The following is a 15,892-nucleotide window of genomic DNA, read 5'->3' on the forward strand; positions in this document are numbered from 1 at the left end:
GCATCTGTCAGTGCGCCACCACGGTTAGGGTGAGGTTCGATAACCCATCACCGGAGGTCTTATGTCTGCGCCAATCACCGTGCTTCGCGACACCCATCCCCTGCCCGTGCTCGATGCCTGCAAATGGGAAAAACTCGAGGGCGACCCGCATACCGTCAACCTCAACGCTTACACCAGCGAAGACGGCAGCAAGATCATGGGGACGTGGATCTGCACGCCCGGCAAGTGGTACGTGGAATATGTGAAGTGGGAATACTGCGATTTCCGTGAGGGCTATTGCATCATCACCCCGGAAGGCAAAGAACCGATCCATCTGCGGGCCGGGGATATCTTTGTGGTGGAGCCGGGTATGAAAGGCACGTGGGAGGTGGTGGAAACCGTGCGCAAGTACTTCGTTTTTGCGTGATTGAAATCATGCAAAAAAACCGGGAATCCGCCCGACGCGGATTCCCGGAAAAGCCCTATTCGGGCTTGCGATAGCTATTGATGATGGCCGAAAAGTCTTTGCCGCCTTCACCGCGCAGACTCATGGCCTGATACAACTGTTGCGCCACAGCCCCCATCACCACAGGTTGATGGGCCTGGCGTGCAGCCTCGGTGGCCAGCCCCAGGTCCTTGAGCATCAGCTCGGCGCCAAAGCCGCCGGTATAGCCCCGCGATGCCGGGGCCGTTTCAACGATGCCCGGCCACGGGTTGTACACCTCCGAACTCCAGCAGCGCCCGGTGGAGCTGTTGATAACACCCGCAAGCACTTCGCTGTCGATGCCCAGCGCGGCACCCAGTGCCATGGCTTCGCTGACGCCGACCATGGAAATCCCGAGCAGCAGGTTGTTGCAGATTTTAGCCACCTGGCCGGTGCCCACATCCCCGCAATGGACGATGTTGCGACCCATTTGAGCGAGTACCGGGTGCAAGGTGTCGAACAATGCCGGTGAGGCGCCGACCATAAAGGTCAGGGTCCCTGCCTGCGCGCCGCCCGTGCCGCCGGATACCGGTGCATCGGCCATTTGCACGCCCTGTTTGGCCGCAGCAGCGGCCACTTCACGGGCGGTTTGCGGGTCGATGGTGCTGCAATCCACTGCGGGCACCCCGGCACCGATCCCGGCCAACACCCCGTCTTCACCCAGCCATACGCTGCGTACATGAGCTGCCGCCGGGAGCATGGTAATCACCAGCCCGGTGCCTTGGGCGGCTTCCCGTGGCGAGGCGCTGACATGGCCGCCAAGGGCTGCCAGTTCGGCCAGGATGTCTTTGTTCAGGTCAAACAGGTTCAACGAGTGCCCGGCCTTGAGCAAGTTGCGCGCCATCGGTGCGCCCATGTTGCCCAGGCCAATAAATGCGATGTTCATGGTGTGTGCCCTCAACGAAGATGGATGGTGGTGTTAACGCCATCATTCACGCTTTCATCGTCGAACCAGCGACTGGTGACGGTCTTGGTTTGAGTATAGAACTGCACAACCTGCTTGCCGTACGGCCCCAGATCACCGAGTTTCGAGCCACGGGAGCCGGTGAAGCTGAAGAACGGAACCGGCACTGGAATCGGGATGTTGATACCGACCTGACCGACATCGATTTCAGTCTGGAACTTGCGTGCCGCAGCGCCGCTTTGGGTGAACAGCCCGGTGCCATTGCCAAACGGGTTGGCATTGACCAGTGCGATGGCCTGATCGAGGGTGTCGACTTCAATTACCACCAACACCGGACCAAAGATTTCCTGGGTGTAGATTTGCATGTCGGTGGTGACGCCCGAAAACAGGGTCGGGCCGATAAAGTTGCCTTGTTCGAAACCCGGAACCTTGACGTTGCGCCCGTCCAGTTCCAGCACCGCGCCTTCTTTGATCCCGCTTTCAATCAGCCCCAGTACGCGCTCTTTCGCACGTTTGGAGATCACCGGACCTACATCGGTGCCCGCCTCACTGCCTGCGTTGACCTTGAGCTGCTGCGCCAGCGCCTTGAGGTCTGGCAGCCATTGTTTGGCGGCGCCCACCAGCACCACCACCGAGGTGGCCATGCAACGCTGGCCGGCAGCGCCAAAGCCTGCACCAACCAGTGCGTTGAGGGTTTGCTGACGGTTGGCGTCGGGCAGCACCACAGCGTGGTTTTTGGCGCCCATCATCGATTGCACGCGTTTGCCGTGACGGCCCGCCAGGTCATAGACATGGGTGCCGACGGCGGTCGAACCGACAAACGATACCGCTTTGATATCGGTGTGGGTGCAGAGCGCGTCCACGACGTCCTTGCCGCCGTGTACGACGTTGAGCACGCCCGGCGGAACACCGGCTTCGATGGCCAGCTCGACCAGCATCAGGGTCGACAGCGGATCTTGCTCGGACGGCTTGAGTACGAAGGTGTTCCCGCAGGCGATGGCCATCGGGAACATCCACAGCGGAATCATGGCCGGGAAGTTGAAGGGTGTAATGCCCGCGCAGACGCCGATAGGTTGACGCAAGGTGTAGGTGTCTACCCCGCCTGCAACGTTTTCGGCGAATTCACCCATTTGCAAAGTGCCGATGGAGCACGCGTGCTCGACCACTTCCAGACCACGGAAAATATCGCCCTCGGCGTCGGCAATGGTTTTGCCTTGTTCAGCACTCAGGACAGTGGCAATACGTTTGGAGTGTTCGCGGATCAACGCTTGCAGCTTGAGCATGATGCGCATGCGCGCACCGATAGGCGTCAGCTTCCAGGTCTGGAAGGCGCGTTGAGCGGCGGCGATGGCAGCATTGACTTCATCGGCGGTAGCGAACGGCACTTTGGCCAGCACTTGCTGGGTAGCCGGGTTGACGATGTCGTGCCACTCGGTGGTCTGCGACTCGACCCATTCGCCGTCGATCAGCAAGCGTGCGTTTTGATACGGGGTGTTAGAAACGCTCATGGAAGTCTCCGGAATTATTCTTGTGAGTACGGGCGTCCAGATTGGTCGCAGGACTGTTTTTGGAGTATAGGTGTGCGTTCTTCTAATAAGAACGCACATAAAAGCCGGTCTAACATGCAAAAAAACATCACATCGTTAAGCGCCCTGAACTGGGACGACCTGAAGTTTTTTCTTGAGGTGGCCCGCACTCGAAAAGCCAGCAGCGCAGCCAAACGGCTGGCGGTTGACTACACCACCGTGTCGCGGCGGATCAGCTCGCTGGAAGCTGCTCTGGGGACTTTGCTGTTTGAAAAGTCGCGCACCAATGGCTTTACCCTGACCAACGAAGGCCAGCGCTTGCTTGGGTATGCCGAGTCGATAGAAAGCACGCTGCACATGGCCTGCGAGCAGGTATCAGGGTCTGGCGTGGCGCTGTCGGGGCATGTGCGCATGGGTTGCACTGAGGGTTTTGGCAGTTTTTTCATCACTCCCCAGCTCAGCCATTTTGTGGATACCTACCCGGCGATCTCGGTGGATATCCTGCCGTTGCCACACTTCATCAGCTTGTCCAAGCGCGAGGCCGATATTGTTATCGCGCTGGAGCGCCCGGAACACGGGCCCTATGTGTGCTGCAAGCTGTGCGACTACCGCTTGCAGCTGTATGCGACCCAGGAGTATCTGGACCAGCACCCGCCGATCCGCCGGATGACTGATTTGTCGGAGCATACGTTTATCAGTTACGTGGACGATCTGGCGTTCAGCTCGGAGCTGCTTTACCTGGCCAATGTGCTGCCGGGCGCCAGCGCCAACTTGCGCAGCACCAGCGTGATTGCGCAATTCGTGGCCGCGCAGCAAGGCCGTTCGCTGGCGATTTTGCCGTGCTTTCTGGCGGCTCAGGACCCGCGTTTGCTGCCGGTGCTGCCTGACGAGGTCAACCTCACGCGACAGTTCTGGATGTACTGCCGTGAAGATCTGAGGAAGTTGAAACGCATCACCTTGCTATGGGATTACATCCGCGAAGTGACGGAACTGAATGCGCCGCTGCTGCTGGGCGAGACGCGCGGGATGAAATTTGTGGACTGACCCCACCCCCTGTGGGAGCGGGCTTGCTCGTGATTCAGACACCGCGGTCTGCCTGAATGATCGCGGTGATGCTATCGCGAGCAAGCCCGCTCCCACAAAGAGGGATCAGTACGAATCTCTAGTCGGCAATCACCACAATCGACACGCGGCGGTTTTCCGTACGCCCGGCGCGGGTGTTATTCGACGCCACCGGCTCGCGGCTGCCCAACCCACGGATCTGGATATTCTCGGGGCGCATGCCGACCTTGAGCAGAGCCTTGACCACGCTGTTGGCGCGGCGAACGGACAGTTGTTCGTTGTAGGACTCCTTGCCTGAGGAGTCGGTGTGGCCGTCGACCCGCACGCGCTGGATGTCTGCACCGAGCAAGGCGGTGCCGATGCGCTCCACGATTTCCTGGCTTTGCCCGTTGAGCACTTCAAGGTCGCTGCCAAACAACACTTTGCCCGACAAGCCAAATGCCCAGCCCTCTTCAGTCAGTTCAAAGCCCTGCTCTTTCAGAACGGCAACTTGGGCAGGCGTCAGCCCTTTTGGCGCAGCCGTCTGGCAACCGGTCAGCGACAGCGTGGCCAGCAACAAGGCAACGCTAAAAAATGTCAGGTAACGATGAATCAAAACACGCATGTGGGGGTTAGCTCCTGGTAATGACGGTGTTTGCGGGGCACTCCAGCTCCGCAAGGTGTTGCCCCCCTCGGGAGAGGCGCTTTGCCTGGTACATCGCCGCATCCGCTGCGCTGAGCAGATCCTCGGCGGTTGCACCATGCTCGGGGTAGACGGCGATGCCGATACTGAGTGAGGACACGATGCTGATTTGGCCCGGCACTTTAATCGGCTCAAGCATGCTGGCAATCACCTTGTCCGCAATGCGCTGGGCGTCTTCGATCTTGTGCAGCGGGGTCAGCAATATTGCAAATTCGTCGCCACCCAGACGCGCCACAACATCGCCTTCACGCAACTGGGCACGAATGCGCGTCGCGATAGCCACCAACACCGCATCACCTGTGGCATGGCCATAGGAATCGTTGATGTCTTTGAAATGGTCGCTATCGAGGAACAGCACGGCGGCCTTCCCTCGGGCGTTGTTCAGCGAGCGCAGGGTGCGCGTCAGTCGCGTTTCAAAGTAGGCGCGGTTGGGCAGGTTGGTCAGCGAGTCGTGGCTGGCCTGATGCGCCAGGGTCTGGTTTTCGTTCTGCAGATGGCTCTGCCAGGACTCAAGCTCATCGAGCAGTGCATTGAAGTCGTTGCCCAGGCTGTCCAGTTCAGCAATATGCGCAGGCGGCACGCGCCGATCGAACGCACGCTCGCGGCGAGCGGCGTGGGCCACTTCTGCCAGTTGTTGCAAGGGGCCCGTGATGCCATCCAGGAGTCGACGCGACAGATACAACGCACTCCAGGCACTGAGCGCCGTGCACACAAGCACACCCAACAGCCCGCTCAGTAAAAAACGCAGCAAATTGGCACCATGCCCCCGGACTGTCACCAAGCCGATTTCCTGGCCCTGATGCAAGATCGGCACGCTGATCGGTTGCTCCAGCAAGCCATCGGCCAACAGCATTTCGACCTTCGACAGCAGGCCGTTTTCAGGGCGTTGCCAGTGCGCAAGCAGTTCGCCATCGTCTGTGTAGATCCGAGCCTCGGCGACCGCTTCAGTGGACGCAATCATGGCCAGCGCTTCGGTTGCCGCCGCGCGGTCATCAAACACCACGGCCGCTTCCGAGGTGTAGTTGATGGCGCGGGCAATCAGGTGCAGGTTGTGATCGGCGTAAACCTTGAGCGCAAGCACCCCCAGCAGGGTCATGGAAGCGCTGGCCAGTGTGACGGCCACCAAGGCCACGCCCAGGTGGCCACGACGCAAGACCGAGCGCAAGCGCAGAGGTTTTTTACGGGGTTTGAACGCACTCATGGCTCTGCCGCCCGGCGGCGTGACAGCTGCAACACACTGGGATGTATACGTACGCCGCTGCGGGCCACGGAGTCGAGATTGACCTCAAACGACACTTGCTCATCGCGTACGTGCAAGCAAAAAAGGCTGCCAACGGTGCATTGATCACTGTCTTCGCTGATGCTCAGAACGGCTTTGGTATTCAGCCGGGTGAATAGACCACTGCGTTCCTCAACGCTGAGCTTGCCCAGATAGACCGCGTTGCAGTCGCTGGCAATGCCCGGATCACTGGCCAGCACGCGGTGCACCTGCACCGGCCTGCCACTGGATTGCGTCGCGCCCTTGATCAGGTCATCGGTGTATTCGGTGGGGCCGATGATGCATAGCTGCAATTGCGCCGGCTCGGAGGGCCAGCGTGCATAACTCAGGATGCCAAGGACCACTTGAGTCACAGCCTTGGCACGCTGATCAGCCAGGTTGATTGGCGCTTCAGCTTGAGCCAGGCAAGGAACGCTCAGCAGTAACAAGCAAAATGCAAGCAGCCGAAGCCGCCATCCAAAGTACTGTTCTGTCGATGAGACAGCCACGTCCATGCAGGATTTCTCTGTAATCTTTGTAAGAATAATGTCGTAACGATAGCACAGCCGGCAAAACGACTGTGATACAGGTCACATTTGTTGCAATTGGGAACTCCATTTCCCTGTGGAAGCAGGCTTACCCCAGCCCCAGCATCAACCCGCTCAGGCGTTTTACCTTGCGCTGCACGGCCTCTTCAAAGACGCCGGTACGCGGCTCGACCAGGCTGAACCAGTTTTTGGCCCGGGTGATGCCGGTGTAGATCAGCTCCTTGGTCAACACCGGATTGAGCGCCTCGGGGAGCACCAACGCGGTGTGGGAGAACTCCGAGCCTTGGGATTTGTGTACGGTCATGGCATAGACCGTTTCAACGTCATTGAGCCGACTGGGCAGGACAAACCGGATACCGCCCTGCCCGTCGTTACGGGCGAATGCCACACGCAGCACATGACGCTGGGTCAGCCCATCACGCTCGGGGAGCTTGAGGGCGATACCGATATCGCCGTTCATCAGGCCCAGGCCGTAATCGTTGCGGGTCATCAGGACCGGGCGGCCTTCGTACCAATGCTGGTCACTGTCGATCAGCTTGCGGGCAAACAGGGCGCGGGTGATGCGCTCATTCAGGCCTTCGACACCCCAGGGGCCCTTGCGCACGGCGCAGAGGACTTGAAAGGCCTCGAACGCTTGCAGCACGTTACCCGCCCATACCGCCCAACAAGGGTCTTCCAGTCCGGTCTCGCCAGTAGGGCGCTGCTCGCGCAACACCTCAAGGTAATGCCGATAGCCTTTGGCCTCAGCGCCGCGCCCTTCCAGTGCCAGACGCTCAAAACCACGGTCCTGCTCGCCCTTGAGGGGCAATGCAAAGAGGTCGGCGTGGGTGCCTGCCGCCAGCAGGGCCCGTGCTTCGCGGGGCAGTTGCTGGTTGACCAGGCGCGACAGCTGGCCGATACCGCTGCCTTCGCCAAAACGGCGCGAGTGACGCAGCATGACCACTTGCTGGGCCAGTGGATGCGTACCCTCCAGATCTTGTTGCAAGTCACTGGCGCTCAGGTTTTCGCCGCTGACCTGCTCAAGCCAGGCACGGGTCTGCGGGGTGTACCAACCCGCTTCGGCATCGCGGCACAAATCACCAAGCACCGCGCCGGCTTCAACCGACGCCAATTGGTCTTTGTCGCCCAACAGCACCAGCCGCGCATGGGCGGGCAATGCATCGAGCAAGTTGGCCATCATTTCCAGGTCGATCATGGACGCTTCGTCGACCACCAGTACGTCCAGTGGCAGGCGATTGCCCGCGTGATGACGGAAGTGGCGCGTGCCGGGGCGACTGCCGAGCAGACGGTGAACGGTGGTCACGTCACTGGGGATTTTTTGCCGAACCTTGTCGTCCACTTCCAGGGATTTGACTTGAAGGCTGATGGACTCGGTCAGGCGCGCGGCGGCTTTACCGGTCGGTGCGGCCAGGCGAATGCGCAAGGGCGCCCCCGCTTCGACGGCAGGGGCTTGAAGCAAGGCCAGCAGACGCACCACGGTGGTGGTTTTGCCGGTGCCTGGCCCCCCGGTAACAATGCTGAATGCACCGCGAGTGGCCAGGGCGCAGGCCAGCTTTTGCCAGTCAATCAGCGCATGCTGTGCCGGGCTGCCGAACAAGCCGTTCAGCCGTGCAGGCAAATCATCGGGCGTTGCTTCAACCTGCGACAGACGTTGGCGCAAGGCGCTATCGATTCGCCGCTCATAAGCCCAGTAGCGGCGTAAATACAGACGGCGCTCACTCAGCACCAACGGGCGGCTGGCCGCATCCGCCGATGGCTGACCCGCGTGCTCAACCAACGGGCTGGCTTGCAGGGCCTTACACCACGCGTCGCCCTCCAGCGCCTCAAGCAACTGCGAGGGCAGCAGCATGGCGCCGGTTTGCACATCGCCCTCGGGTGGCAAGGACAGTGCAAAGTCGGGTTCCTTCAGGGTCTCGAACAAATCAAGACACACATGACCGTGGCCCAACTGATGACTGGTCAACGCTGCCGCCAGCAACACCAAAGGATCGCCTTGCGGATCGCGCTCATGCAGGAACGCGACGAACGCTTTGTCCAGCGCACGCAGCCAGCCTCGCTCGACCCAGCGTTCCAGCAACAGCAGCAGATCGTCGGCACGGCCCAAGGGTTGCAGCAGGGCAAGGCTTTCGGCCGTCAACGGCGTGGGCAACAGTTCGGCAAACGAACGACTCATAACAACACTCCCTGTTCCCAGGCCGGCTCAGCTGTTTTCGGTAAAGGTTTGCCCTGGAACATCAGGTCCAGGCTTTCGATCAAGATTCTGGGGGGCCGGGTGAAATACACGCCCTGCCCTTGAGAGCGGGTGCCGCGCAAAAACAGATACAGCGCGCCCCCCATGTGCTGGTCGTAGTCATAGTCGGGCAATCGCGCCTTGAGCTGACGGTGCAAGGCCAGCAAGTACAAGACGTATTGCAGGTCATAGCGGTGATCCAGAATCGAGGCGGTCATCGCTTGCTCGGTGTAGGCCGAATCGTCGGCTCCCAGCCAGTTGGACTTGTAGTCCGCCACGTAATAACGGCCCTGGTGCTCGAAAGTCAGGTCGATAAAGCCCTTGAACATGCCGTTGAGCAGGCTCGGCTCGGCTCCCGCACGCGGCGCGCCGCCGTGGGTGTGCTGACGTACCAGCGTGTCCAGTTGCACAACATCGACTTTGTGGCTGGCAAACCAGAACTCCATTTCGATCTGGTACTGGCTCAGCTCACTCAGTACGACCGCTGGCTGGCCATTATTCAGACGCAACGGTTCGTCCTGCAGATGCTGCAGCCAGTCGCTCAAAGTCTCGATCCAGCCTTGCCAGCCACGCCGGTTGCAGCGCCGTGCCACGGCGTCGCTGATCGCTTCAGGGGTTGCCTTGAAACCTTCGCTGCCCGACCACTCAAGCAGGCCGTGGAGAAAAGTCCCCGGATTTGGCCCACGTGGGAAGCGGTGTATATCACCGCCACTGAGTAACACTTCACGCGGCGCATCAGGATCGAGTCGCTCGTCATCAGAGAGCTTTTGCGCCAGTGCGCTTTCGGGCGCCTCGGCAGGGCTGAGGCTGTCACCGATGCGCAATGCGCTGTAGGACGCGATCCACCAGTTTTCCGCAGCACGGCGGCTCGGGATCAGCGGCTCAAGAAGGGTGGCTTCGTTAAGCGGTGGATAAAAATGCGCCTCGCCAGCGGGCGGTACCGGTTCGCACTGAATCGCGGCGCAGTCTTGCCGGGCATCTGCCAGCCAGCTCTGCAACCCGACCGACTCGGCCAGCACGGCTCCGCCGCCCAGCAAATAACCCAAGGCGCAAAGGTGCAGGATCGACCGATTGCTGTTGCCGCGCTTGAGGTCGGCAACGCCCAGCCAGCAAGCATGCTGGGCGCGGGTCAGGGCCACATAAAGCAGGCGCAAGTCTTCGGCCAGACGCTCATCATCCGCTTGGGCGATCAGCTCTGGCGTCGGGGTCAAGCTCACGTGGGCATTGCCGGCGGCGTCGTGGTAATGCAGCGGTAAACGGCTGCCATCCACGGGTTTTGTTGAGCAGATGAACGGCAAGAATACCAATGGGTATTCCAGCCCCTTGGACTTGTGGATGGTCACGACTTTGACCAGTTGCTCGTCACTTTCAAGGCGCAGGATCTGCTCTTCACCCGCCTGCCCGGACAATGCCAGATGCTCGGCCAGATGGCGGATCAACGCCTGTTCGCCATCCAGTTCGGCAGCCGCCTGTTGCAGCAGTTCGGACAGGTGCAGCACGTTGGTCAGCACACGCTCGCCATCTGGACGGGCAATCAGGGCCTGGGGCAACTCGAAGTCATGCAGCAAGCGGCGCAACATGGCGAGCACCCCTTGCTTGCGCCAGGTTTCGCGATAACCACGGAACTGCATCACGCGCTTTTCCCAGGCCAACTCGTCCTGGTTCAGGCGTTCCAGTTCAATCAGCGGCAGGTCCAGGGTGATGCAGGCCAGCGCAGCACGCAGCGGACGTTCTACGTCCGGTTCGGCGCAGGCCTTGAGCCAGGCCAGAACATCGTGTGCTTCCTGCGCCGCGTAGACTGAATCCTTATCCGACAAGTAAACGCTGCGTACACCACGATTCGACAATTCTCGCCGAACCGCCTGAGCTTCCTTACCGTCACGTACAAGGATTGCGATGTCAGCAGGCAACACGCCGCGAATGAATTCGCCATCAATGGCGAAACCACAGCGACCTTGCTGACCGCCATTGAGCAATTCGACAATCTGGCTGGCACAGGCCGCGGCCAGGTTCTGACGATAGACGGCGCCCGACACGGGCTGCTCGGAGGCCAATTGCCAGAGCGTCAGCGCACTGACAGGCTGACCATCGAACTGCAGGATTTCTTTGCGCCCTTGGGATTTGACTGACACAAAGGGCACAGGATTCTCAGACCCTTCACGGAACAAAAATGCGCCTCGCCCGGTGTCACGCTGCTCCGCCCGCTCAAAGACATGGTTGACCGCCTTGACCATCGCGTGACTGGACCGGAAGTTGGTGTCCAGCGTATGTAAACGCCCACTGGTGGCGTGACGTGCGCGCAAGTAGGTGTAAATATCGGCCCCGCGAAAGGCATAGATCGCCTGCTTGGGGTCGCCAATCAGGAACAGGCCGGTGTCGGGGCTGTTGTCTTCGATCCGGTAAATGGTCTCGAAGATGCGGTACTGAACGGGATCGGTGTCCTGAAACTCGTCGATCAGGGCCACCGGGAACTGTTCGCGAATCAGGGTGGCCAGGCGCTCGCCGCCTTCGGCCTGCAATGCAGCGTCGAGGCGCAGCAGCATGTCGTCAAAGCCCATCTCGGCGCGACGGCGTTTTTCCTCTTCAAAGCGCACGCTGACCCAGTTCGCCGCATGTTGCAGAACCGCGGCGTCGGGCGTTGGCAAGGCATCGAGCGCAGCTTTGAGGCCCTGCATGGCGTCGAGCCCCGGATGCTGCGGAGGCGCGCCCTTCCAGGCTTCGGCCATGCCGTCGGGGGTCAGACGCGTGAAGCCGATCCCGAGGTCGAGCTGCTCCTGAGCGTCGTCGGCAGCCCAGGCGCTGAGCTTTTCAAACCAGGGCTCGAAATAGCGGGCTTGCATTTTGCGACCGTCGACGGCTTTGCTCGCCACGGCTTGCAAGCAGATATCCCGTAGTTCTTGTGCCCACTGCAGCCACGGCGTTTTAAGCCCGGACAAGGCCTGGCGGCGCTCTTGCAGACAGGCTTCGATCATTTGCGCCGGCGTTTGCTCCGGGTTGGCTGGCTGGCGTGAGCTGCCAAACAGTGCCCGCACACGCGGCAACAAGGCGGCGGGACCGCTCCAGTTGGCGCGCACCCAACTCAGCGCATCGCCCTGCATGGGGTAGCAAAACAGCCGCCAGTAATCGCGCAGCACTTCTCCCAGCAAGTCGCTGTGGTCGGTTTCCAAAGTCTGGGTGAACAGGCTGCCGCTGTCGAAAGCATGCTCGCGCAACATGCGCTGGCACCAACTGTGGATGGTCGACACAGCAGCCTCGTCCATCCACTGGGCGGCGATGTCGAGACGCCCCGCGCAAGCGGCCCACTGCTCGCCAGCAAACTGTTCACGCAGTTGCTCGACCAGGGCATCCGGGGCTTCGATCTCGCCACGGAAGAACCGGGCAGCCTCTGCCAGACGGGTGCGGATACGATCGCGCAGCTCTTTGGTGGCCGCATCGGTAAAGGTCACGACGAGAATCTGCGGCGGTAACAGTTCACGCCCAAAGCCAGACTCTTCGCCGCCATGCCCCAGAATCAGCCGCAGGTAGAGCGCCGAGATGGTGAAGGTTTTGCCGGTACCGGCGCTGGCCTCGATCAGTTGGCTGCCACGTAGGGGGAAGGCCAAGGCCAGCGGTAATGTTTGCTCGCTCATTAGCGGGACGCCTCGCTGTTCAATGAGCGCCAAGGCGCATCAAAAAGGGGTCGATAGAGGGCATCGCACCACTCTTCAAATTCTTCAGCCGCCATCAGGGCAGCGTAATCAGGAAACTGTCGGGCCAGAGCAGCGCTTTCGCGGCGTTCGCCGTCGCTGGTTTGGCCATCACCTTCGTAGGTTTTCTGCGCGGCCGCATCGGCCTTTGCCGGGTCTGTTTGTGCCAGCCAGGCAAAGGCGGTTTTCACGGCAATGGGCAGCGGATGACTCATGCCGACTTTCCAGGCCACCAGCAGGTTGCCCAGAATATCGCGGGCCTGTTTGGCATCCAGAGGGTCGAGCAGCAAAGTGTCATCGCTGGCCACCAGCGCGGTGGACATCTCCAGGCCACTGGCACACGCCGCCAGATGATTGACCCACGGCCGGGTCAATCGGTGCCATTTGCGGGTTTTAATTGCGCCAATACTGTTAGGAATGGTGGTGATGGACAGTAGGCCTTTATCACTGCGCTGATGCAGATTGCTGAGCCAGCCTTCCAGGATCAGCCCCTGGTCCTCAAAACTGACGGGCAGCGCGCTGGCAAGCGGCGTGGGCCAAAGGGCCAGCAGTTGCTGATAGCGTTGCAAAACATCAGGTAATGGTTCGATCAGCTCCTGTTGCAGGCATTCGCCAAACCCGGCCATGGGCAGCAGGCCGCTACCTTGCAAACGCAGGGCGCGGTTGTGCAACGCGTTTTCAAGTTGGTCGGGCTGTGCCAGTGCCGCTTCAAGCAAACTGTCGCTCAAGGTGTAGCGTTGCAGTGCATCGAGCACGAACGGCTCTTCATCGGCCAAAGGCACTTCGGCGGCTTCGAAGAATACTTTCAAGCGCTGACTAAAGAAGTGACGCACAGGGTTACGCAAAAAATCCTGTAACTGCGTCAGATTTAGTGGTTCTTCCTGCTCGTGTGCTCCTAACGCAGCGGGCTGAACCGGTTGCGGTTGTGGCGCATGTAATCGCTGCCATTCGCGGGCATAACTGAACAGGTTGGGGTTGCCCTCGTGAAAGTAACGGGTGCTGAAGGGTTGCAGCGGATGCTCTTGAGTCATGGCCTCGAGCAGGTCACCGCCCCCTTGCAGATGCCAGCCATTGGCAAGGTGATCACGCAGTTGGCCAATCAGGACACAGGCGGGGCGCTCGCTGTTGTCGCGAATACTGCGCCCTACCCAGCTGATATAGAGCTGGTCGCGGGCAGAAAGCAGCGCTTCGAGTAGCAGATAGCGGTCATCCTCACGGCGGGAACGGTCTCCCGGGCGATAGTCACTGCCCATCAAATCGAAATCCAGCGGCGGTTGTGCCCGCGGGTAGTCGCCGTCATTCATGCCCAGCAGACACACCAGCTTGAAGGGGATCGCACGCATCGGCATCAGGGTGCAGAAATTGACCGCACCGGCAAGAAAGCGCTGTGACAGTTTTCCTTGGTCAAGCCCGGTGAGCCAGGCTTCGCGTACTACGGTCAGCGGTAACTCATCTTGCAAGCCAACCAGCTCACAGGTTTCGAGCCAGGTTTCGCGCAATTCTTCAAGCTGGGCCAGCAGGTAGTCGTCATGCTCGGTTTCTGCCTGGAAAAACAGCTGCACCAGCGCTTGCAGTCGCTCGCCCCATTGCTGTGGCAGCGCCGGTTTCGAGAGTTCTTGATGGGCGATTTCAAGCGCATCGAGCAGGGCCACAAGCGGGCCGATGAGTACGGCGTCAAGGCCGCCAATTTCATCGTAAGGCTCGATGCCATCGCACGCTTCGCCACTGCCCACCGCATAGCCAAGCAGCATGCGACGCAGGCCAAAGCGCCAACTGTTTTGCTCCAGTTGCGGGGGCAAGCCCAGGCCAGCGCGTTGTTCGGCGTTCAACCCCCAGCGAATGCCCGCACCTTCGATCCAGCGATGCAGGGTTGGCAAGTCGCGTTCCTGGACGTTGAAGCGAGCGCGCAGCGAAGGGACGTCGAGCAAGTCGAGGATTTCACTGACGGGGAAGCGGCTGTCAGGCAACTTGAGCAGATGCTCGAGGGCGATCAGTAACGGATCGCGGCCCCGCTGCCCCTGGTCGGCCAAGGTGTAAGGAATAAAGCGGCGATCATCCCGTTCAATCTGACCGAATACGGCGCGGATGTGAGGTGCGTAGCTGTCGACATCCGGCACCATCACAATCACATCACGGGGTTGCAACTGAGGATTTTCGCTAAATCGTGCAAGTAGCTGGTCGTGGAGAATCTCGACTTCTCGCTGAGCACTGTGGGCAATATGAAAACGGATTGAATGATCCGCTTCCAGGTCGATAGCGGGCCACAACTCGCGGGTTTCGTTCAGGGGGCGCAGTTCAAGAATGTCATCCTGCAACTGGTTGAGCAGGTTAAGCGGTTCTACTTCGCTGAACAGATCAATACGGCCATCACGAAAAGCCGCACGGTAGCTGTTGGGGTCGTCGTAGCTGTCAAGCAGGTTGATGTAGTCGCGACCTTGTTTACCCCAGGCGGCCAGTAGTGGATGGGCATGTTGATGCAAGGTGTCGAGATCAAGTGCTGTAGGCATTCCGCTTTTGCGGGCCTGGCGTTTGTACTGATGGCGTAGCAGATCCTTGTCGGCAACGATGTCAGACCAATGATGGCGGCAGGGGTTATGCACGCACAGCAATACCTGGCTGAAACGAGCGAGCCCAGCCAGGGCTTCGAGCGCTTGGGCAGGCAATGATGAGATACCGAAGACGATGACTCGGGCAGGCAAGCCGGACGGCGCTTGCTCAAGGCTGCTGATCTTGTCCATGAAGCGCTGGTGAACACCGGCCCGGCTCTGGGACATGCCTTCCTCGCCCACATCGAGCAGTAGCGCACGCCACAGCTCGGCTTGCCAGCAGTTGGCCGGGCTCAGGGCCGGGCTTTCTCCTCGGGCGTTGCGCAGTTGATGACGGCCAGCGGCCCAATCTTCGAGCCAGTCGGCACGATAGACCTGATATTGGTCGAACAGGTCAGCGAGTCGCTCTGACAATTGATAGCGTTTTCGCAAATCGGTGTCGTGAGTCAGGAAGCGCTGCAGCGGCTCGAAGTGTGGTTGATCAATGAGAGCAGGAAGCAGGCGCATCAGGCGCCAGGTCAGCGGGCCTTTGTCGAGCAGGGACTTGGCGGGGATTTCTTCGCTGCCTAATACAAGTCGATAGAGTTGCCACAAAAAACTGCCGGGCAACTGCACATCCACCGCTGCCGCAATTCCGCAGCCGCCGAGGTCATCGTCCTGAGCATCTTCGGCCAGGGCCAGCTTCAGCCATTGGGCGATGCCGTTGCTCTGCACCAACGCGATTTCGTTTTCCAGAGGAGCCAGGGGGTAGCGTCGCATCCAGCTGACCACCAGGCTACGTAACTCATCAAGGCGGTTACCGTGAACCACCATAAAACCCGCATTGAGGGACGTAGCAACCGGCATGACGGCATCCTTAGGAGAAGGCAAAATCCAAAGGCGAACCTTAACATTGCTCGGCAAGATTGGTGGAGCGCAAGCTCAAAGACAGGGCGTGAGGCTGGGCAGTATCGAGCGATTTATTGGAAGTGTGCTTACCGAAACTTT

10 protein-coding genes are annotated in these 15,892 nt (G+C 60.1%); 2 read left to right on the forward strand and 8 right to left on the reverse strand.

From position 1 onward, the window contains the following. Positions 1-61: 61 nt before the first annotated feature. Positions 62-406 carry a cupin domain-containing protein gene (locus V6P94_RS24410; protein ID WP_016783536.1) on the forward strand — a complete coding sequence of 115 codons (345 nt, stop codon included), beginning with the start codon at positions 62-64 and terminating at the stop codon, positions 404-406. A gap of 55 nt (positions 407-461) precedes the next feature. Here V6P94_RS24410 and mmsB read toward each other — a convergent pair whose 3' ends face one another. Together mmsB and V6P94_RS24420 are read right to left on the reverse strand one after the other, a co-directional pair. Continuing rightward, entirely contained in the window at positions 462-1,349 is an 888-nt protein-coding gene (gene mmsB, locus V6P94_RS24415) for a 3-hydroxyisobutyrate dehydrogenase (RefSeq protein ID WP_133078813.1), read from the reverse strand. Positions 1,350-1,360: 11 nt separating this feature from the next. Continuing rightward, complete coding sequence (locus V6P94_RS24420) at positions 1,361-2,875, reverse strand: CoA-acylating methylmalonate-semialdehyde dehydrogenase (protein ID WP_133078812.1); 1,515 nt, start codon at positions 2,873-2,875, stop codon at positions 1,361-1,363. A gap of 114 nt (positions 2,876-2,989) precedes the next feature. Between V6P94_RS24420 and V6P94_RS24425 the strand changes: the two genes are divergently transcribed. Further along, a complete protein-coding gene (locus V6P94_RS24425; protein WP_219262359.1) occupies positions 2,990-3,937 on the forward strand; it encodes a LysR family transcriptional regulator in 948 nt (315 codons plus the stop codon). Positions 3,938-4,055: 118 nt separating this feature from the next. Here the strand turns inward: V6P94_RS24425 and V6P94_RS24430 are convergent, their stop codons facing one another. From V6P94_RS24430 to recC, 6 genes are all read right to left on the reverse strand, one after another. Continuing rightward, positions 4,056-4,559, reverse strand: a complete 504-nt coding sequence (locus V6P94_RS24430; RefSeq protein ID WP_338648839.1) for an OmpA family protein — start codon at positions 4,557-4,559, stop codon at positions 4,056-4,058. Between the two features lie 7 nt (positions 4,560-4,566). Continuing rightward, positions 4,567-5,838, reverse strand: a complete 1,272-nt coding sequence (locus V6P94_RS24435; protein ID WP_338648840.1) for a diguanylate cyclase domain-containing protein — start codon at positions 5,836-5,838, stop codon at positions 4,567-4,569. Further along, positions 5,835-6,410, reverse strand: a complete 576-nt coding sequence (locus tag V6P94_RS24440) for a YfiR family protein (protein ID WP_338648841.1) — start codon at positions 6,408-6,410, stop codon at positions 5,835-5,837. The genes V6P94_RS24435 and V6P94_RS24440 overlap by 4 nt, the downstream gene beginning before the upstream one ends. A 121-nt stretch (positions 6,411-6,531) precedes the next feature. After that, positions 6,532-8,616 (reverse strand): exodeoxyribonuclease V subunit alpha, encoded by a 2,085-nt coding sequence (gene recD / locus V6P94_RS24445; RefSeq protein WP_338648842.1) that lies wholly within the window; start codon positions 8,614-8,616, stop codon positions 6,532-6,534. Continuing rightward, positions 8,613-12,302 (reverse strand): exodeoxyribonuclease V subunit beta, encoded by a 3,690-nt coding sequence (gene recB / locus V6P94_RS24450; RefSeq protein ID WP_338648844.1) that lies wholly within the window; start codon positions 12,300-12,302, stop codon positions 8,613-8,615. Before recB ends, recD begins: the two co-directional genes overlap by 4 nt. After that, positions 12,302-15,751, reverse strand: a complete 3,450-nt coding sequence (recC, locus tag V6P94_RS24455; RefSeq protein ID WP_338648845.1) for an exodeoxyribonuclease V subunit gamma — start codon at positions 15,749-15,751, stop codon at positions 12,302-12,304. The genes recB and recC overlap by 1 nt, the downstream gene beginning before the upstream one ends. Between the last annotated feature and the right edge of the window lie 141 nt (positions 15,752-15,892).

It is taken from the genome of Pseudomonas sp. ML2-2023-3 (assembly GCF_037055275.1).
GTDB lineage: Bacteria > Pseudomonadota > Gammaproteobacteria > Pseudomonadales > Pseudomonadaceae > Aquipseudomonas.

Excerpts from the sequence above, each read along its gene's own strand:
- V6P94_RS24410 (WP_016783536.1), top strand. The coding sequence starts at position 62 with ATGTCTGCGCCAATCACCGTGCTTCGCGACACCCATCCCCTGCCCGTG.
- mmsB (WP_133078813.1), bottom strand. The coding sequence starts at position 1,349 with ATGAACATCGCATTTATTGGCCTGGGCAACATGGGCGCACCGATGGCG.
- V6P94_RS24420 (WP_133078812.1), bottom strand. The coding sequence starts at position 2,875 with ATGAGCGTTTCTAACACCCCGTATCAAAACGCACGCTTGCTGATCGAC.
- V6P94_RS24425 (WP_219262359.1), top strand. The coding sequence starts at position 2,990 with ATGCAAAAAAACATCACATCGTTAAGCGCCCTGAACTGGGACGACCTG.
- V6P94_RS24430 (WP_338648839.1), bottom strand. The coding sequence starts at position 4,559 with ATGCGTGTTTTGATTCATCGTTACCTGACATTTTTTAGCGTTGCCTTG.
- V6P94_RS24435 (WP_338648840.1), bottom strand. The coding sequence starts at position 5,838 with ATGAGTGCGTTCAAACCCCGTAAAAAACCTCTGCGCTTGCGCTCGGTC.
- V6P94_RS24440 (WP_338648841.1), bottom strand. The coding sequence starts at position 6,410 with ATGGACGTGGCTGTCTCATCGACAGAACAGTACTTTGGATGGCGGCTT.
- recD (WP_338648842.1), bottom strand. The coding sequence starts at position 8,616 with ATGAGTCGTTCGTTTGCCGAACTGTTGCCCACGCCGTTGACGGCCGAA.
- recB (WP_338648844.1), bottom strand. The coding sequence starts at position 12,302 with ATGAGCGAGCAAACATTACCGCTGGCCTTGGCCTTCCCCCTACGTGGC.
- recC (WP_338648845.1), bottom strand. The coding sequence starts at position 15,751 with ATGCCGGTTGCTACGTCCCTCAATGCGGGTTTTATGGTGGTTCACGGT.